The sequence below is a fragment of the Lysinibacillus sp. ACHW1.5 genome (assembly GCF_022014815.1).
Lineage (GTDB): Bacteria > Bacillota > Bacilli > Bacillales_A > Planococcaceae > Lysinibacillus > Lysinibacillus capsici.
Genome location: NZ_CP091777.1, coordinates 817815 through 837670 on the forward strand (window position 1 = coordinate 817815; position 19856 = coordinate 837670).

General features: G+C 38.5%; 16 protein-coding genes and 1 riboswitch. Of the genes, 9 read left to right on the forward strand and 7 right to left on the reverse strand.

Annotated features, from left to right (window positions below; translation table 11 throughout):
- Window positions 1-35 precede the first annotated feature (35 nt).
- The 8 genes from L6W14_RS03755 to L6W14_RS03790 are packed head-to-tail and all read left to right on the forward strand — an operon-like array spanning window position 36 to window position 11869.
- Window positions 36-2429, forward strand: a complete 2394-nt coding sequence (locus tag L6W14_RS03755; protein WP_237899445.1) for a DUF7408 domain-containing protein — start codon at window positions 36-38, stop codon at window positions 2427-2429.
- On the forward strand, window positions 2429-3364 hold the full coding sequence (locus L6W14_RS03760) for an ABC transporter ATP-binding protein (protein ID WP_131521688.1): 936 nt from the start codon (window positions 2429-2431) through the stop codon (window positions 3362-3364). Before L6W14_RS03755 ends, L6W14_RS03760 begins: the two co-directional genes overlap by 1 nt.
- The gene (locus L6W14_RS03765) at window positions 3361-4206 is read left to right on the forward strand and encodes an ABC transporter permease (RefSeq protein ID WP_103117519.1); all 846 of its coding nucleotides are present in this window, start codon (window positions 3361-3363) and stop codon (window positions 4204-4206) included. The genes L6W14_RS03760 and L6W14_RS03765 overlap by 4 nt, the downstream gene beginning before the upstream one ends.
- 12 nt (window positions 4207-4218) lie before the next feature.
- Window positions 4219-5652, forward strand: a complete 1434-nt coding sequence (locus L6W14_RS03770) for a hypothetical protein (RefSeq protein ID WP_131521687.1) — start codon at window positions 4219-4221, stop codon at window positions 5650-5652.
- Window positions 5653-5663: 11 nt separating this feature from the next.
- The gene (locus L6W14_RS03775) at window positions 5664-6659 is read left to right on the forward strand and encodes an AAA family ATPase (protein WP_048391973.1); all 996 of its coding nucleotides are present in this window, start codon (window positions 5664-5666) and stop codon (window positions 6657-6659) included.
- Window positions 6656-7531: a DUF58 domain-containing protein gene (locus L6W14_RS03780; RefSeq protein ID WP_237899452.1), complete on the forward strand. Its 876-nt coding sequence runs from the start codon at window positions 6656-6658 to the stop codon at window positions 7529-7531. The genes L6W14_RS03775 and L6W14_RS03780 overlap by 4 nt, the downstream gene beginning before the upstream one ends.
- Before the next feature lie 11 nt (window positions 7532-7542).
- Window positions 7543-9288, forward strand: coding sequence for a vWA domain-containing protein (locus L6W14_RS03785; RefSeq protein ID WP_237899454.1), 1746 nt, complete (start codon window positions 7543-7545; stop codon window positions 9286-9288).
- Complete coding sequence (locus L6W14_RS03790; protein WP_237899464.1) at window positions 9272-11869, forward strand: VWA domain-containing protein; 2598 nt, start codon at window positions 9272-9274, stop codon at window positions 11867-11869. The genes L6W14_RS03785 and L6W14_RS03790 overlap by 17 nt, the downstream gene beginning before the upstream one ends.
- A gap of 187 nt (window positions 11870-12056) precedes the next feature.
- Here the strand turns inward: L6W14_RS03790 and thiW are convergent, their stop codons facing one another.
- From thiW to L6W14_RS03825, 7 genes are all read right to left on the reverse strand, one after another.
- The gene (gene thiW / locus L6W14_RS03795) at window positions 12057-12557 is read right to left on the reverse strand and encodes an energy coupling factor transporter S component ThiW (RefSeq protein ID WP_237899473.1); all 501 of its coding nucleotides are present in this window, start codon (window positions 12555-12557) and stop codon (window positions 12057-12059) included.
- A gap of 94 nt (window positions 12558-12651) precedes the next feature.
- A riboswitch (TPP riboswitch) is annotated at window positions 12652-12759 on the reverse strand.
- 66 nt (window positions 12760-12825) lie between these two features.
- Window positions 12826-14022 (reverse strand): MFS transporter, encoded by a 1197-nt coding sequence (locus tag L6W14_RS03800; protein ID WP_048391968.1) that lies wholly within the window; start codon window positions 14020-14022, stop codon window positions 12826-12828.
- A 488-nt stretch (window positions 14023-14510) separates the two neighbouring features.
- Complete coding sequence (locus tag L6W14_RS03805) at window positions 14511-15584, reverse strand: ABC transporter substrate-binding protein (RefSeq protein WP_131521683.1); 1074 nt, start codon at window positions 15582-15584, stop codon at window positions 14511-14513.
- A complete protein-coding gene (locus L6W14_RS03810; protein WP_237899475.1) occupies window positions 15581-16378 on the reverse strand; it encodes an ABC transporter permease in 798 nt (265 codons plus the stop codon). Before L6W14_RS03810 ends, L6W14_RS03805 begins: the two co-directional genes overlap by 4 nt.
- Window positions 16375-17184: an ABC transporter permease gene (locus L6W14_RS03815; protein ID WP_048391965.1), complete on the reverse strand. Its 810-nt coding sequence runs from the start codon at window positions 17182-17184 to the stop codon at window positions 16375-16377. The genes L6W14_RS03810 and L6W14_RS03815 overlap by 4 nt, the downstream gene beginning before the upstream one ends.
- Window positions 17174-18280, reverse strand: a complete 1107-nt coding sequence (locus L6W14_RS03820) for an ABC transporter ATP-binding protein (protein ID WP_131521681.1) — start codon at window positions 18278-18280, stop codon at window positions 17174-17176. The genes L6W14_RS03815 and L6W14_RS03820 overlap by 11 nt, the downstream gene beginning before the upstream one ends.
- 17 nt (window positions 18281-18297) lie before the next feature.
- Window positions 18298-18840: a helix-turn-helix domain-containing protein gene (locus L6W14_RS03825; RefSeq protein WP_004224674.1), complete on the reverse strand. Its 543-nt coding sequence runs from the start codon at window positions 18838-18840 to the stop codon at window positions 18298-18300.
- A 406-nt stretch (window positions 18841-19246) separates the two neighbouring features.
- Between L6W14_RS03825 and L6W14_RS03830 the strand changes: the two genes are divergently transcribed.
- Window positions 19247-19789: a peroxiredoxin gene (locus L6W14_RS03830; RefSeq protein WP_004224676.1), complete on the forward strand. Its 543-nt coding sequence runs from the start codon at window positions 19247-19249 to the stop codon at window positions 19787-19789.
- The last annotated feature ends 67 nt before the right edge of the window (window positions 19790-19856 follow it).

The following is a 19856-nucleotide window of genomic DNA, read 5'->3' on the forward strand; positions in this document are numbered from 1 at the left end:
GTAACCATCTATTTACATAAAAAGGGGTTGAGCTTTTGAAAAAGACAAAATGGACGGCACTGACCTTACTAGTCATGCTTGTAATGAGCTTTATCTTGCCTACAACTCAGGCGAGTGCTGCTGCTACACTAGAGGTGAAAGCAACAGCTGGTGTTTCTGGTAAAGCGAAATATCAATCAGTAGTACCACTCCAAGTTACAGTGAAAAATAATGGAGCTGACTTCTCAGGAGATATGGCGATTAATTCATCAAATTCTTATGAGGCAGCTTCAGCCCTTGTCGTTCCAATAGATATAGCAGCAGGAGAGGAAAAGACATTTACTTTCTATCTTGATGGTTTAGCTGACTATAGTTACTCGGACACAGATTTATTTGCCTTTTATGAGGGAAACATTGAAAAAGGAAAAAAGATTGCCTATAAGGGAACTAAACGTCTGCAATCAAATTTTTTAGATCCCTCATCAACATTCATTTATACATTAACAGATAAAAGTGATCGACTTTCAGCACTATTACGTTTATCAACATTTGTAGCTCAAAGTAATGTGGAAGTATTTAATATCAATCAATTAAAAGATTATACACTTCCAGAAGACTCGCAGGGACTTGCGATGGCCAATGTCATTGTTGTAGATGAAGTGGCTATTGCTGATTTAACACCGAAACAACAAGAAGCATTACTAAAATGGGTACAGGATGGTGGTACCTTACTTCTAGGTGCTGCTGACCAAATCAATGCTACAGCAGGGATTTTTAAAGAGTATTTACCTTTGTCATTATCACAAGAAACGACTGCGATTTCTGCAGAAGCTTTAACTAAATTGTCAGGTGGCGGCATTTTTACACAGCCGATTTCAGTTTATGCAGCTACTAGTAGTGAAGGAAGTTTACCTGTACTAACAGAAAATAATGCAGTGTTAGCAGCAAAGAAAAAAGTGGGTAGCGGGGAAGTGATTCAAACAACCTTCTCTTTAGGTGATCAACCACTTGCTTCTATGGACGGCTACGGAGCACTTTTAGCCAAAGTGATGAATATTCAAAGTATTTCACAGCAAGGAATGATGAGACAGGGACAATCTCCTCTCGATCAAATATCTTATGAGCTTCGTAACATTAATGAACTATTTCCATCTTTCGAAGTATCAGTGAGCTATATGCTAATTGTCATTATTCTTTATATTTTAATAATCGGGCCAATCCTTTATTTTATCTTGAAAAAAGCGGACAAGCGTGAGCATGCATGGTGGATAATACCGTCCATCTCTGTTGTTCTTTCCATTGTTCTCTTTATTGTCGGAGCGAAGGATCGTATTGTACAGCCACAAGTTCAACAATCTGCATTCTATAAAGTAAATGAAGACAATAGTGTAAATGGCTATTATGTAGAGTCCATTCTAACGAATCGCAGTGGGGATTTTGTGGTCAATGCTGACCAAAATACAACTGCCGTTGCATTAAGAAATTATAATAACTTCACAGGCACGATGGGGCCATTACATGAATCTTCTTATATAAAAGAAAATGCTAGCGGTTCAACACTAACATTACGTGATTTAAGCTACTGGTCTGTGCAATCCTTTGGTGGAAAAACATCAGCACAAAATATCGGGAAGATGGATATAGATATAACACTGAAAAATGAAAAACTAACAGGAACAGTTAAAAATAATTTCCCGTTTGCATTAAAAGATGTCACATTAATCTCGGGTGTGAAAGAAGTAAAACTAGGTGATATTGAAGCAAACGGAACATTACAGGTAAATAAGGGACTGAAAACAACGGTTCTTCAAAAACCATCTATTTTCAATAATTATAATTATAGTTACCCATCGAAAAAGGATGAGGTAGACCCAATGCGGATTGAACGAATGAAAACTTTAGCATTGCCGCTTGTCGAAAAGGATAACCAACCAATACTTACAGCTTGGACAGATCAAGCGGTGGTAGGAGTTGAATTAGAAACAAGTGCCAATATGTCACCAATTACGATGCTTGTTCAACCATTTAAAGGAAAAGTTGAGCTAACAGGTCCATTTACAATGAAGCGTAATAACTTCTCGTATTCAGTAGAGCCACTATCAGCAAATGGCTATTATGAAAAGATCGAGGAAGAATTGAATAAATGGTACCTATCTGAAGGGTTGTACGAAGTAACGATGACCATGCCAGATCAATTTATGGATGCCGTTGAATCACTTAATGAGCTGACAATTTCTAATAAGGATGTCTCACGTATGCAGCTATCCATTTGGAATAATGAAACGAATATATATGAGCCTTTAGTCGATACAAAGCAAGTGTTTACAGACAAAGTTTCAACATACTTTAATCAAGATGGAGAGCTTCGAATTGAAATCAAATATGGTCCCGATCCATCAGGAGAACAAACGAAATTACCAGACATAGAGCTGAAAGGAGTGGCAAAATAATGATTGAAATTCGTGATTTAACGAAACGATATGGCTCCTTTACAGCATTAGATCATTTAAACTTATCTTTAGAAGAAGGCGTTGTATTTGGATTTGTTGGCGCAAATGGAGCAGGGAAATCAACGACATTCTCTATTTTAGCGACCCTATTGTCACCGACTTCAGGAGATGCTCTGATAAATGGCAAAAGTGTTGTGAAGGAACCTAAAGAAGTTCGAAAGCAAATTGGTTATATGCCCGATTTCTTTGGTGTATATGATCAGTTAAAAGTAGATGAATATTTAGATTTTTATGGAGCGAGCTACGGTATCCAATTAGCAGAGCGTCAAGTGTTAATTCCACAATTATTAGAACTAGTGAATTTATCAAGTAAACGCTATGAATATGTTGATTTATTATCACGTGGTATGAAGCAACGCTTATGTTTAGCTCGTGCACTTATCCATGATCCAAAGGTACTGATTCTAGATGAACCTGCTTCAGGACTAGATCCACGTGCTCGTGTGGAAATGCGAGATATTTTACGAAATTTAAAGTCTATGGGAAAAACAATTTTAATTTCGTCGCATATTTTGCCTGAACTTGCTGAGATGTGTGATGAAATCGGTGTTATTGATAATGGTAAATTAATTGCACATGGAAATGTAGCCGCGATTCAGGCCCAGCTACAAGGAGAAAAGCGTATTGTATTAAAAGTGACAGATCAATTGGATGCAGTACGAGCGTTTTTAGAGGAAGATCCGCATATTTCATCAATTGATGTCATTGAAAGTCGTTTAGAAATAGCCTTTAACTATCGAGGAACAGATGCTGAGCAGGTGGCATTGCTAAAAAAAGCTATGCTTACAGATTTACCAATCTATGCATTAAGTGAAGAAGAGAAGGATTTAGAGGATGTCTTTATGGCGATTACGAAGGGAGCGGACAATCAATGATGGAAAGATTTTATAATCCAGTACTTGTTAAAGAATTGAAGTTACGCTTCCGTTCTTTTAAAAGCTTTTCAGGTTTAATGTTTTATTTAGCTGTACTGTGTATTTTCATTGCAGGGTTTTTATTGCTTACAACTGAATTTACTGGCAGAGGCTTCTTTAGACCAGAGACAAGCTTTATGATGTTTGCTGTGCTAACCATCTTGCAAATGGCATTAGTTCTTTTCATTACACCAAGTTTGACTGCAGGTGCTATCAGTAGTGAGCGCGAAAAGCAAACATTAAATATTTTATTAACAACGACACAAAGTTCTACACAAATTGTTATTGGAAAATTACTATCCTCCGTAGCATTTCTAGTATTGATGCTGGTAGCAGGATTACCACTATACAGTCTAGTGTTTCTATTCGGTGGTGTGTCGCCTTCACAGCTTATTTCTATATTTTTATTTTATTTAGTCACTGTAGTAGCAATAGGTAGTATAGGCGTGATGTTTTCTACGATTACTAAGAGGACTATTGTTGCCATGATTGCCACATACGGCTCAATCATTTTCTTAGGAGGTATTACAGCATTCTTCTTCTTTTTAACAATGGCCTTCCATCAAATGGGCAATGCCATTGGAACAGGTGCCTCCTTTATGACCTATTTCTGGGCATCTATTAATCCAGGTGCCTTGATGCTGACACTTATTTCTCCAGAGATGGGGGATGCATTAGCAGAGCTTTCGGGTGTAGAACTACCTGTATGGATTACTTATTTAATTGCTTATGTATTCATCATTGTGCTTTGTTTAACGATTGCGATTAAAAAATTGCGTGCCAACATGAAAAGTAACCGATGAGGAGGAATTGGTATGGAGCGTCGTAAGCAATTACGAAAATATATTCAGCGTGCAAAATCGAGATTAACTCTTGAAAGAAGCATTCCCATTGCACAATACGGTTTGTTTTTGGCATTGCTTTCGAGTGCTTCTCTCGTACTTATTTCCCGACTATTTGTCTGGCCATATTATCGCCAAATAGCATTAGGAGCCTTTATTACCGTTATTATTGCAACCATTGCTTATATTTGGTGGAAACGGGTCAAAGAGAAAGAGGCATTGCATAAACTGGATCATTATTTCTCACATAATGAATTAGTGACAGCTTTATCATTTAAAGATGATCAGGATCCTCTTGTTCAATCATTATTATCGAAAGCTATCCAAAATGCTGAAAAAGCTTTCGCAGACTTTAAGGCTCGAAAGAAAAATTTATTTCGTCCAAAGGCGTTTATCGGATTATTTATTACAACAGTTGTACTAGCCATTCTTTATATGTTCCCAGCAGCTACGCAAATTGAAGCGATAGAGGTTGAAAAGGAGCAAGCAGTTATCGAAGATATGAAGAAGGAAGTTGCTGAATTAGAGAAGAAGGCGGAAACAAAAGAAGTAAAGGAGCAATTGCAAGAACTTCAAAATACTTTAAAAGAGGCTGAAACAGCAGAAGAAGCTTTACGAGAAGTTGTCAAAAAGCAAAAGGAGCTAGCATTAAAGGAGCAGCAATTAAAGGATAAACAAACGGCTAGTCAAGATGGCACAACAGAAGGCCAAGGATTATCGAAGGAAGAGGTTGAGCAGCTAAAAGAGCTTGCCCAAATGCAGCAAGGGCTGACAGAAAATGCAAATGCCACACAAACTGCTATGAGTAAACTTGGTAAACCAGCAAGTAACTCCTTACAAAATGCAATTGCGAGTGCCAATAATGCCAGCAGCCACAATCAAAACAGTCAACAGTCATCTGGTAATTCCCAACCTAGTAATCAACAAAGCCAGTCTAGTCAAAATAATGCTCAAAGTGGTTCTCAACAGCAAAATGGTAGTAGCCAGAGCAATGGTCAAGGGCAGGGACAAGGTCAAGGACAGGGCCAAGGCCAAGGTCAAGGACAAGGACAAGGCCAAGGACAGGGACAGGGACAGGGACAGGGTCAAGGACAGGGCCAAGGCCAAGGTCAGGGACAAGGTGGTCAAGGAGCAGGTAGTGGCCAAGGCGGTCGGAATTTGCTAACGACACCGAATCGAATAGGTGGGGCAAGTGAGACATCAGTAGATGGTGGCGCATTAGGAGATGGTTCCCATGTATCTGAGCAACAAGGAAATGGTCCGATAACAAAAGGTTCTATTCGACCTTATGAAGAAGTAATTGGCTCATATAAAGACAGCTACTTAGAGAGTTCAGAGCGCTTACAATTACCGAAGGATTTACAAAATGTCGTGCAATCTTATTTCACGTCAATTGAGTCGCAGTAGGAGGAAAAGAAATGGCCTTTACAGAGCAACAGTATGTAGATATGAGTACGAAATTACAGCAAGTTAAAGAAGAAATTCATCGCTTCATTGTTGGACAGGAAGAAGCAATTGATTATACCCTGTATGCAGTATTAGCGGATGGTCATGCATTGTTAGAAGGTTTACCTGGTTTAGGAAAAACGATGTTAATTCGTACCATTTCAGAGGTACTGGATCTGTCGTTTTCACGTATTCAATTTACACCAGATCTTATGCCAGCAGATATAACAGGTACGAGCATGATTGAACGTACACCCGATGGGAAGCAGCAATTTACCTTTCAACCTGGGCCAATCTTTAGTCAAATGGTATTGGCTGATGAGATAAATCGCGCAACACCCAAAACCCAAAGTGCCTTGTTGGAAGCAATGGGAGAAAAAACGGTAACCATATTAGGGGATACAAAAAAAATGGCGAGACCATTTTTCGTGTTGGCAACTCAAAACCCTATTGAAATGGAAGGAACATACCCATTACCAGAAGCACAGATGGACCGTTTCCTTTGTAAAATTCTTGTACCCTATCCAGAAAAAAGCGAACTTATGGAAATTATGAAGCGAACGACAGGTGCCCAGGAGATTGGTTTACAGAAACAGATGGATACAGATGCTCTCATTCAAGCTCAGCAAATGGTAAAGGAAGTGATGGTTGCTGATGAAATGCTAGAGTATGCAACTGATCTAGTAGTGGCTACGCATCCTGAGAGAACAGATGCGCTTGATGAGGTTAAACAATATGCAATGTATGGCAGTGGTCCACGTGGTTTGCAGAGCTTAATCAAATTGGCAAAGGCAAGAGCTTTAATGAATGGTCGTTTTCATGTTTCTGTAGCGGATATTAAATCTGTTGCTAAGCCTGTTTTACGTCATCGCATGCTGTTGAATTATGAAGGGGAGGCTTCAGGAAAAACAGCAGACGATGTGATTGATGTTATTTTAGAAAAAGTTCAGCAAGGTATTAGCAAGTGACAGCAAAATACTTATTGCCCGAAGACTGGTTAGCGAAAATCAGTCGCTTTCAAGTAGCGACGGCCTCCAAACTACGCGGGCAACATAAGGGCTCGCACCGTTCTCAACGCTTCGGGGCATCCCTTGATTTCTCGGATTTTCGAGAATACCATTTAGGAGATGATGTACGCCAAGTGGATTGGAACGTCTTTGCTCGTACAGATAAATACTTTATAAAAAGGTTTTTAGATGAGCAAGAGATGCGTGTACATATTCTACTAGATGCTACCAAATCGATGGGGCAACATGCTAAGTGGTTATTTGCTCGCCAAATTGTGGCCTCCCTCGGTCTAATGGTATTAGGTCGAGATGATCGTCTATCTTTTTCTTTTGTCCAAGATGAAGTGAAGCCACCATTTCGACGGAAGGGTACCATGTATCGCCGAGCTTTTTTACAGCTAGTAACAGATATAGAGGAAGCTAATTACTCTAATCGTTTTGCCAAGGATGCACTTAAAGCTTTACCTAAAGATAGTACCGTATTATTCATTGTTACAGATGGATTAGAGCCAATTGAGGAATGGGAACAGCTATTAAAAAGGCTACCACGCTATGCTGGAGATGTTCGCATTTTGCAAATTGTAACGCAAGAAGAACTGTCACCAAATTATTCGGGTGATGTACGTCTCCTTGATCGTGAAACAGGTAATGATGTGAATGTGACGATGTCCTCTAAAGTATTAGAGTCCTACCATGCAAGACGCATACTACATGAAGAAGAATTTGAAGCCATTTGCCGTCGCTTTGGTGTTCGAAAATTACAATTGAAAGTGGAAGATGGATTGCAACATGCGATTTTCCAGCAATTATTAAAATCACATTGGATTAGGTGAGGTGAGCCGTATTGGGCTTTAGTCAAATTATATTTAGCTGGACGGCCATCATCCCGGTCATTGTCCTACTTTATTATTTCTTTCGAAAAAAATATACAGATCAAACAGTTTCTTCGACGCTTTTTTGGTCGGAGATTATGCAGGAAACGCGAGTATCGCCTTATTTAAAGCATCTACAAAAAAATGCCCTACTATATTTACAGCTTCTTGCTTTAGTGCTACTTGTTTTGGCATTGATGAATCCTTATATAAAAAAATCAACCATTGTTGGTGCACAAACCATATTTATTGTAGATACTTCAGCCACAATGCTGGCAGGTAAAGAGCAATCAACCTTTGACGCTCATAAACAGGAAATGCTGAACTTGATGAATGAATTGAATGGTCGACCTGTCACATTAATTACAACTGGTGCTGCACCAAAAGCTGTTTTACAGCAAGAAACAAACACGAGTGAAATAAAAAAAGCTATTCAAGATTTACAAATAACCTATGAAACTGCTGAAATGAATAAGGCGCTGGATGTAGCACAGGCATTTGTGGGCGATACACCAACTTCTATCTATGTTTTTACAGATACACTTGATAAAAAGCAATTACCGATGGACAAGGATTCTGTGAAATGGCTAGTAAGAGGTGCTACAAAAGACTTAACAAATATCGCTATCACCCGCTTTGCTGCTACGACAGATGGACAAGCTACGCTGGCACTTGTACAACTCCATAATGATACAAATACCGAGCAAAAGGTAACACTCGCATTGAATAATGCAGAGGGTGAGGAGCTGGTAGCAGAAAGTGTCGTTGTGCCTCCAAATGAAGCCATTACGAAAACATTTAAAGATTTGCCTTTAGCAAAATCCATGACAGCTATTATTGATGCAAATGATGATTATGACATAGACAATCAACAAACAGTTTTACTACAAACGACTACGTCAAAAATTATTGTTGATCAAGGCTTGCATCAACTGATACAGAAAGGTTTTCAAACAGTTAGTAGTGGCGTAAAAATCGTCCCTTCCTTGCAAGTAGCTGACAATCAAGATGCTACCATAATCACAAACCAATCAGCCTTATTGGAAAAGATGGACAATCCCCTCGTATTATTTGGTCGTGATGATGCAGAAAAAGTAGATGCGAATGGGACGGTAAGCACTAGAAGTGATGCATTATTTGCCTTTAGTGAACTAAAGGATGTTTATGTTAGTGCTGTTTATCCTGGCTTTGCGGACTATGAAACGATTGCTTCTGTTGGAGAAGAGCCGTTCATCCAACGCTCCCCAAAAGGAGATATCGTTGTTTTAGCCGATATTGCTGATACAGATTGGCCTTTACATCCATCATTCCCACTATTTCTATGGAGTACAGAGCAGCAGCTAACAGAATCAGTTGGGTCACTTGGGATTTTTTCACCCAATGAACAACGTGCAGTTGCTTTAGCGCAAGGAGACTGGAATGTTTATTCGCAAGAAGACGAGTTTCTTTCGTCTGTTACGAAGGGGATGCTAACTGCGCCCAAACAGCCAGGCATTTATATGGTACGCTCAAATAATGAGGAAAAACAATTGATTGTCCAATTGCAAGCACAAGAACGTGTCATTGAACAAGGAACAAGTTTTACATTAGGTGATATTTCAGACAATGGAAAGGAAGAAGTGTCGATGACCTCTTTCGTGCCTTGGCTAATTGTAATTATTTTACTATTGCTTGTTTCAGAGTGGGAGGTGCAACGACGTCGTGGATTTACGAATTGATATGCCGTTAGTATTGTTGTTACTCCTTCCATTATTCTTGTATTTTGGATGGACATACTTTCATGAGCGACAGCGACTTAAAAGAAGTCATATTGTTGTACTTACTATTCGCATAGTGGCAGCAGGCTGTTTAGTTTTTGCACTCGCAGGTCCATATCTATTATTACCAATCAAAGAAGAACAAATTATTTATTTAGTAGACCGTTCTGCTTCTATGAATGGTACGGAAGATGAGATGGTTCAGTTTATACAGGAGAGCCTCCAATCAAAAAAAGAACCACAGCTTGCGGGCATTTATTCATTTTCCTCTACTTTACAAACAGAGGCCATTTTATCTAAAACATTAAAGGAAGTACCGAAACTAACTGAAATTAAAGCTACCGATCAAACAAATATAGAACAAAGTCTACAGCTTGCTTCAGGGATTATAGATCCTAAAAAAGCAACTCGTCTTGTGCTATTAACAGATGGTAATGAGACAAAGGGCGATGCTTTAGAATTTGCTACGAAGTTGAAAGGCTCTAATATTAGTGTGGATATTAAGCCTTTTAGTCAACCAGTTGTCAATGATGTATCACTAAAAAGCTTTGTATCCCCTCAGGTTGCTTACGTTGGAGAGCAACAACAATTAGTGACAGACATACATGCAACATCAGCAGGCCAAGGCGAGCTATTACTATATGAAAATGATGAGCTTATTCATAAAGAGGCAGTTGAGCTGACTGAAGGCACGAATGTGTTTACCTATAAACATGCAGCAACAGCTGAAGGACTTGTAAAATATGAAGCCGTTGTTCAAGTTGGTCAGGATGCCATTTTTGAAAACAATAAGTTAACTAGTGTCACAATGGTTCAAAGTGAACCACATTTATTAATCGTTAATGGTTATGAAACAGCTTCACCCATCGCAGCAGCACTTGGTAGTCAATCCATTGCCTATGATGTTGTAGCGCCCGACAGTCTACCAAATGAACTGTCCAGCTATTTGCAATATAATGCTATTATTTTCGACAATGTGCCAGGTCATTTAGTGGGTGAAGCAAAAATGAGTGTTATTGAGCAAGCAGTCAAAAACTTTGGGGTTGGTTTTACAATGGTGGGTGGAGAAAATAGTTTTGGTCTAGGCGGCTATTTTAAAACACCGATTGAAACCTTATTGCCAGTGGAAATGGAAATTAAGGGCAAAGAGCAATTACCTTCCTTAGGGTTAGTGATTGTACTTGACCGTTCTGGCAGTATGCAAGGCTCGAAGCTTGAGCTTGCTAAGGAAGCAGCGGCACGTTCTGTTGAGATGTTGCGAGACGAGGATACATTAGGATTCATTGCCTTTGATGATCGTCCTTGGGAGATTATAGAGACAGGGCCTCTTAGCAGTAAAGAAGAGGCTGTGGATACTATTTTATCAGTAACACCTGGTGGGGGAACAGAAATCTATAGTTCATTAGCTAAAGCCTACGAGAACCTTGCTGATTTAAAGCTCCAACGTAAGCATATTATTCTCTTAACAGATGGGCAATCACAGGCAGGGAATTATGAGGATTTAATTACTGAAGGAAAAGAAAATGGTATAACCTTATCGACAGTAGCGATTGGACAAGATGCTGATGCGAACTTATTAGAAGCGCTTAGTGACATGGGTAGTGGACGTTTCTATGATGTCATAGATGAGCAAACCATTCCGTCTATTTTATCTCGTGAAACAGCTATGATTTCCCGCACCTATATTGAGGACAATCCATTCTATCCAGCAATTTATAATGCAGCAGGATGGAACTCGCTGTTTGCAAATGGGGTCCCACAAATGAATGCATATATTGGGACAACGGCAAAACAGGGGGCTACTGTTGTAGCAGAAAGCGAGAAGGAAGATCCTGTGTTAGCGCAGTGGCAATATGGTCTTGGTAAAACATTTGCCTTTACATCTGATTCAACGGGTAAATGGACAGGAGATTGGGCAAGATGGCAGAATTGGGGAGCATTTTGGCAAACACTTATTTCTCAGATGCTACCAAGCTACAATGATGTAGCCTATGATGTAAGATTGGAAGCAGATGGTTCCTTTATGATTACAGACCCTACAAATGAAGCTGCATTTTTAGATATTGTAGCGGTAAATGAGGCAGGGGAGGAGCTAGAAACACAACTTGAAACCATTTCCGCAACCCAAGTTCGAGCTGTAGTACAAGCTGAACCTGGATTAATTTTCTTCCGTGTAGCAGATGAAAAGAAGGCCATTTATCAGGCAGGGCTAAGTGTTCCTTATAGTGCTGAATACGAACTACTCCCTGTAAATAACCAACTGATAGAAGAGTTAACTAAACGAACAGGAGGCACTGTTTTAAAGGAACCACAAGATGTTTTCCGTGACTTTACGACAAAAGGAGCAGATCGGCAAAATATTGCCACATGGCTACTCTTAGCAAGTATGCTTCTTTTCTTTATTGATATTACCATAAGACGCTTTGGTTGGAATTTCCTAACGAATGTGAAGAGAAAAGAGCCGCTGGTTGAGGAAAAAACTATACAAGCAGAAGATACAAATGTAGCACAGTTGTTAAAAGGCATGAAAAAACGATCTTAAATAGAGGAAGCAGTGCAAACTCGAATAGTTTTGCACTGCTTTTTTTATGTTGCTTGAAATAGAGAGTTATCCCCTTTGTAGAGAGGGGAAGATGATCTACAAAGTGGACTCTTTGCTCATAAGGAGGAGAAAGGCGCTCCAAATTGGACTGCCCGCAGCTCAATGAATGCTCATAATCCAATACCTCTTAATAAAGAGAAGAATTAAATCTCTTTACGAGCTCTGTTTTACGCAAGCTACTCGCAACCATTACACCTAAAATAGCACCGATCGTACTTGATGTTAAAAAGGCTGGTAGGAAGAAGAATGCTGCTACAGATGTTCCCATGAATAATTTTGCATAAGGGACGGCAATAAGTGAAGCCAGAATGCCCGTTCCGATAACCTCTCCGATACCAGCTAACCACATTTTATTGCTATTTTTATAGGCAAGAGCAGCACAGACCGCACCGATGATACTACCAGGGATAGCTAGTAGAGAGCCTGTTCCAGTAAGGATACGAATGATGGCAGTGACAAAGGCAACTATAACAGTTGGTACAGGCCCAAGTATAATGGCTCCTATCACATTAATCGCATGCTGAACGGGGTAAGCACGTGCGATGCCTGTTGGGATGGATACGAAAGTAGAGCCTGCAACAGCAACGGCTACTAATAAAGCCATGACTGTTAATTTACGAATTGACATAAAGTTCACTCCTTTTGGTAAAGTTCGTGAGGAAAAATAAAAAGGCCACCCCCTTTAAACAATAGGAAGCGGCCTTGCGTGTATATAGTGACAACAGCAAGTAGCGCCACTTCCCTCCGCTAGTGTGAACTAGATCAGGTTCAAAGGGTCCGTATATTACCATATACGTCTCAGCCTTTTAAAGACTCCCCTAGTGGTTAAAATCATTCAATTTTGTGAATCAACAATAATGTACCATACTGCTAAAAATAGTCAATGATTTTTCAGACTATTTTGTATCGGGATGCATTAAATGAGGTGCTTTTTTCACTGTCCAGATGAGCGCAAGGAAGAAACAGGCTAATAATATGATAGAACCGAAAATATATGGGCTATTCATATTCCAGTCAAATAATAAACCTGCCAAAGCGGGTCCAATCATATTTCCGAGGCTCATATAGGCATTATTCAAGCCCGCAGCAAATCCCTGCTCTTTCTCTGCAAGCTTTGAGATGAGTGTATTAACAGCTGGACGAATTAATGTCGTTGCTGTAGAGAAAATTGTTGCTACAACTAAAATAAGGGCAAAGCCAGAAACAAATAATATTAAGAAAATAGCAACGGATGCAATAAATAAATTTACTAGTACTACTTTCATTTCACCATAACGATTGAACAGTGGTGTAATAATAAACATTTGTACTACTACTCCAAAAGCACCACCAACAACTAATATAATCGCTATATCTACAGGTGTGTAATTAAACTTTTCTGTCACAAATAATGACAATGTCGTTTGGAAATTTGCAATTCCAAACGAGAACACCAGCATAATTATGAGCATAACAAAATAAGGCATATGTATGGAACGAGCCATTTGCTTCGCCAGATTGTCTTGCTTTTGTTTCTGTTGCGCAGTGTTTGGTTTGGTAGAAGGTAATAAAAAGTAAGATAAAATAGATGCTACAATGGCTGCAGCTCCAGCTGTGAAAAATGGGAAATGTAAGCTTACCTTTGCTAAAAAGCCACCAATACCAGGTCCAATCATAAAGCCAAGAGACATAGCGGCACCCAACATCCCCATACCTTTCCCACGTTCTTCATAGGTTGTGACGTCAGCGACAAAAGCCATAATAGGAGGTGCAACAAATGCGGAACCTAGACCACCTAAAAATCGTGCTAAAAAGAGCATCCATACATCTGTAGCAAGGCCAAATCCGATTTGTGCAAGACCTGTTACGATAAGACCGAAAATAATTAAATTTTTTCGTCCGTACTGATCTGAAAGATTCCCAGCAATAGGAGAAAATACGAATTGAGCTAAGGCGAACGTTGCGATTAGCATACCTAGAACTTGTCCTGCTGCACCAAATATTTTTAAATACTCTGGCATGACAGGAATAATAATGCCAATACTTCCCATTGCGATAAACATATTAAACATTAAAATATACAAAGCCGCCTTATTGGACTTCTGCTGGGTCATCGAATGAACCCCCTTTTTGTAATCAAATATAGTACAGTCTATCATAAAGAATTATTGCTTGGCTAATAGTTAAGATTATCGTACTGGTTCTATATTTAGAATGGTTTTCCACAAAAGTTTTCATCCGCGCACCTATGCATGAAGAAATAATAGATGTTAGTCATAAAAATTGAGGGGAAAAGAAGCTATGGGGATAAATTAGTAAAGCAACAACAATCTATGGACTTCTCTTATAAAGTGAGAATTAAAAAATGTGAGAGTCTGTCTGTAATGGCATAAAGCATGGCTATAAATTGTAGCGATGTTATAGCGCATCAGAAGGAATATCACAAGAATACTGATGTGAAAATCTATTAAAATTCAGACAAAATATTTTCTAAATATAATAATGCAAATAGTCAATTGAAAATGTTCTTATTTAATAGTCAGTTAAATAAGAAGAGAAAAAAAACTAGCGAATTGATGTAAAAGTCAATTCGCTAGTTGAATTATCGGATACCCATTTTAAATTCTAAAAATAATTCGTTGTATTTCCCTAAATAATCAGGTCCTAAGTTTTTGTAGACCTCTAATGTATCGCGTTGTTCTTCAGAAGGATAGTAGCGTTCGTCAGAAACAACTTCTTCGTCCATTAAGTCCATAGCTGCAAGATTAGGCGTAGAATAGCCTACAAAATCGGCATTTTGAGCACCTGATTCAGCACTTAGCATGAAGTTTATAAAGGCGTGGGCACCATCAATATTCTTCGATGTCTTTGGGATGACCATATTATCAAACCATAAGTTTGAGCCTTCCTCAGGTACAGCAAAGTCTAACTCTTCATTTTCATACATCATGTCAGCTGCTTGGCCAGACCACGTAAGGGCAACGGTTGCTTCATTATTGATCATTAATGGTGTAATTTCATCTCCAATGATTGCTTTTACATTTGGTGCAAGGGTGATTAGTTTGTCAGTAGCTTCACGAAGTTCCTGATCATCTAGTGAATTCAGAGAATAGCCAAGACTGTTTAAGCCCATCCCAATGACTTCGCGCGCACCATCTACTAAAAAGACTTTTCGCTTTAAAGAAGGGTCCCATAAATCATCCCAAGAGGAGAAGTCTAAGTCTCCAACAAGGCTTGGATTGTAGACAATACCTACTGTTCCCCAAAAATAAGGGACAGAATATTTATTGTTAGCATCGAATGGTAAATCTAAAAAGTAAGGATCAATATTTTTAAAATTAGGGATTTTCGTTTTATCTAAAGGAATCAATAATTCTTCTTCCTTCATCTTCTCAATCATATATTCAGAAGGGACAGCAATATCGTAGGCTGTTCCGCCTTGCTGAATCTTTGTCATCATAGCTTCATTGGAATCGAATGTTTCATAGATGACATGAATGCCTGTTTCTTTTTCAAATTCTTTTAACAAATCAGGATCAATATATTCTCCCCAGTTAAAGATGGTTAACGTGTCTTTTCCACTTTTACCGCCACCCGCACTTAAGGCATCAGCCGCATAGAATAAAAGGGCTGAAACGACAAGGATGGCGATGGTAGCTTGAATTAGTGACTTCATCGTTGCCCCTCCATTCTTTTACTCGTACGACTTGTCATGAAATAATAACCAACAACAACTAAAACCGTAACGAAGAATACTAAACCTGAAATTGCATTCACTGTTAGAGAAATTCCTGCGCGGGCCATTGAATAAATTTCTACGGATAAAGTACTAAAGCCATTACCTGTTACAAAGAATGTCACGGCAAAATCATCTAATGAATACGTAAGGGCAAGGAAGAAGCCTGCAAAAATCCCTGGCTGAATATAAGGAAGAATGACACGCATCATAACGTCCTTTTTCGTTGCCCCTAAATCTAATGCTGCATCGATTAATGAGTTATTCATTTCTAGTAGCTTTGGTAAAACCATTAATACAACAATCGGTACACTAAATGCAACATGTGCTAATAAAACAGATGCAAAGCCCAGTTTAATACCTACCATTGTAAATAAAATTAAAAAGCTAGCCCCGATAATTACGTCTGGGCTGACGATTAAGACATTGTTTAAGGATAATAAAGTATTACGCATTTTAGAATCCTTAACCGTCACAATTCCAATTGCTCCTAGCGTACCAATAATAGTAGAAATGAGAGCAGAAAGTAATGCCACGATGACCGTATTTATTAATATAACAAGAAGACGCGAATCTTCAAAAACAGCTTGATAATGCTCCAAAGTAAAGGATTCAAAATTATTCATGGAGCCGCCACTATTAAACGAGTAAAAGATTAAATAGAAAATTGGAGCATAGAGAACGATAAAAACAATTGTTAAATAGACTTTGGCTGAAGCAGATAGTTTGTTCATCGTACGCGACCTCCTTTATCCTTTTGTCCCGTAATTAGCATGATAATCACCATGAATAAAATTAAGAATACAGCAATAGTGGAACCCATACCCCAGTTTTGCGTCACAAGGAATTGCTGTTCAATCGCTGTGCCTAGAGTAATGACACGGTTCCCTGCAATTAAGCGAGTAATCATGAACAGGGATAGGGCAGGGATAAAGACAACTTGAATACCAGATTTAACGCCATCCATTGTCAATGGTAAAACAACACGGCGGAAGGTTGTAAAAGCCGAAGCACCCAAATCCCGTGCTGCATAAATGAGCGTTGGGTTTAAACGATCTAAAGAATTGAAGATCGGTAAAATCATAAATGGAATAAAAATATAGACCGACACAAAGACAAAGCTAATATCAGTAAAGAGCATTTGCTTTGGATCGAAGCCAAATACTTCGATAAATGCATTAATAGGCCCGTATAACCCAAAGATGCCGATAAAGGCATATGTTTTTAACAAAAGATTAATCCATGAAGGAATAATAATAAGTAGAAGCCAAAGTTGTTTATGCTTGGTCTTCGTTAAAAAATAGGCAGTTGGGTATGAAATTAATAGTGTAAAGAATGTAATTAAAAATGCATACCAAAACGAGCTCAAAGTCATCTTTAAGTAAACAGAAGAGAAGAACGCTTTGTAGTTATCGAGCGTAAAGTTGCCATGTAAATCAAGCAGGGAATAATAAACAACGAGTGCAATTGGCGCGATAACGAAAAAGGCAATCCATAACACATATGGAAATAACGCTGATTTCGATGTTTTAGTTTGCATCTTCATCGTCTCCATACGATTCTAATCGTTTATCAAACTCTTCCTCTGTTTCGTTTAAGCGCATTACGTGAATTGCCTCAGGATCAAAGTCTAAGCCAATCTCAGTCCCTACTTCTGCTTTCTTCAATGAATGGACTAGCCACTCATTACCATCTTTATCGTATGTGGATAATTCATAATGTACCCCTCGGAATAATTGTGTATCCACTTTTACCACAAGTTTGCCTTTATCAATTGTTGTCATTTCTAAATCTTCTGGACGAATGACAATATCTATTTTTTCATTTTGCTTCATCCCTTGGTCGACACATTCGAAAACTTTGCCAGCAAATTCAACCTTGAAATCCTCAATCATCACGCCAGGTACAATATTGGATTCACCTATAAAGTCAGCAACGAAGCGGTTAATCGGTTCATCATAAATATCCACGGGTGTACCTGACTGCTGAATTTGGCCTTCACTTAAGACAAAAATTTCATCACTCATAGCAAGTGCTTCTTCTTGATCATGTGTAACAAAAACAAATGTTTTGCCAAGACGTTGCTGTAATTCACGTAGCTCATATTGCATTTCTGTACGTAGCTTTAAGTCTAAAGCTGAAAGTGGCTCATCCAGTAAAATTACTTCAGGGTCATTGACAATGGCACGTGCAATCGCGACACGTTGTCGTTGTCCACCAGACATTTCAGATATTTCGCGGTTACCATAGCCTGCTAAATTGACAAACTTTAAGGCTTCAGCTACACGCTCTTTTATGTCCTTTTCAGGAAGCTTTTTAATACGTAGGCCAAATGCGACATTTTCAAACACATTTAAATGAGGGAACAGCGCATAATCCTGAAAAACAGTATTTACTTGACGTTCATTGGCAGGAACTGCATTAATCTTTTTATCATGGAAAAATACATTTCCTGTTGTAGGTTCTGTAAATCCTGCAATAATTCGTAAAATGGTTGTTTTACCACAACCTGATGGACCAAGGAGTGTATAAAACTTCCCTTTTTCAAGCTCCAAATTGATATTTTTTAAAACGACGGTACCGTCGCTATATGACTTTGAAACATTTTCAAAGCGGATAATTGAATTGGTTGTCATGGATGCGCCTCCTTAAGCTATAAATAAGAATCTGTTGCGACAAGTAAAATTTTTGTTTCATCATCATGTGCATTAAAAATCTGATGATGGTCTGTCGCGTCATAGTAAAGTGCATTGCCTTCACTTGCGATATACTGTTCATTCCCTAATACGAGACGAATACGCCCTTTAACCACATAAATAAATGTTTCAGAGAGCGAAGGCTCAAACTGTTTGAACTCGCCATCTGCAGCAAAGGTTAAGAAAATGGGTTCCATTTCTTTTTCATTTGAAGTAGGAATCAGCCATTGAATTTCATATTTTTTTTCTTCATCTGTATAGGTAGATTGATCTTCCTCTGTATAAACAACCTTCTGTTCAGGTGATTCATCATCAAAAAAGTCTTTGGGTCTCGACCCTAAAACTTCTAATATTGAAAATAATGTTTCAATTGAAGGTGAGTTTAGATCACGTTCTAATTGGGAAATATAACCTTTACTTAAATCTGTACGTTCTCCAAGTTCCTCTTGGGTAAGACCTTTTTTTAAACGAAGCGCTTTAATTTTTGCTCCTATTTGCATCTTTTCCCTCCTAAGAGAAGTTTAGCAATGATAAACTTTTGAAATATGAAGTTTACTTTAACGAAACTTTTAGTTTACTAAAACCATTACAATTATACATAATAATAAAAAATTTGCAATCGTTTTTCGTGAAAAAAATAGCTATAAAAAGTTGAAAAATGGGGTATAAATGAAAGTGAGAAAAATTTTGAATAGTGTAGAATATTATTGTCAAAAATAGCTTGTAGATAGACAGTAGCAATAATTCCAGTTATGGATTTGACGAATTTTTGTCAATCCATTTCAATCATCCAAACGGGCGGAGTTTACTTGTTTGAAAAACTGCGGTTACTCTGCTATCGTAGAAGACGAGTTCGCTAGTGCGAATGGAATATATAAACTACATATTTATTCGGAGGGATTTATTATGGCAGAACGCATGGTAGGTAAACAAGCACCTGACTTTACAATGGAAGCAGTACTTTCAGACAAATCATTTGGTAAAGTATCACTAGAAGATATTAAAGCACAAGATAAATGGACAGTTCTTTTCTTCTACCCAATGGACTTTACATTTGTATGTCCAACTGAAATCACTGCAATGAGCGATCGTTATGACGAGTTCGAAGACTTAGATGCAGAAGTAATCGGTGTTTCTACTGACACAATCCATACACACTTAGCATGGATTAACACAGACCGTACGCAAAATGGTCTTGGTGAATTAAAATACCCATTAGCAGCTGATACAAACCATCAAGTATCTAAAGAATATGGTGTATTAATTGAAGAAGAAGGTATCGCGTTACGTGGTTTATTCATCATCAACCCAGAAGGCGAATTAAAATACCAAACAGTATTTGATAACAACATCGGCCGTGATGTTGATGAAACACTACGTGTACTTCAAGCACTACAAACTGGTGGTCTTTGCCCAGCTAACTGGCGTCCAGGCCAAGCAACTCTATAATTTAAATAGAGGATTATGCGAAAAATTAAAAGTCCCCACGACAAGTTTGTGGGGACTTTTAACTGAA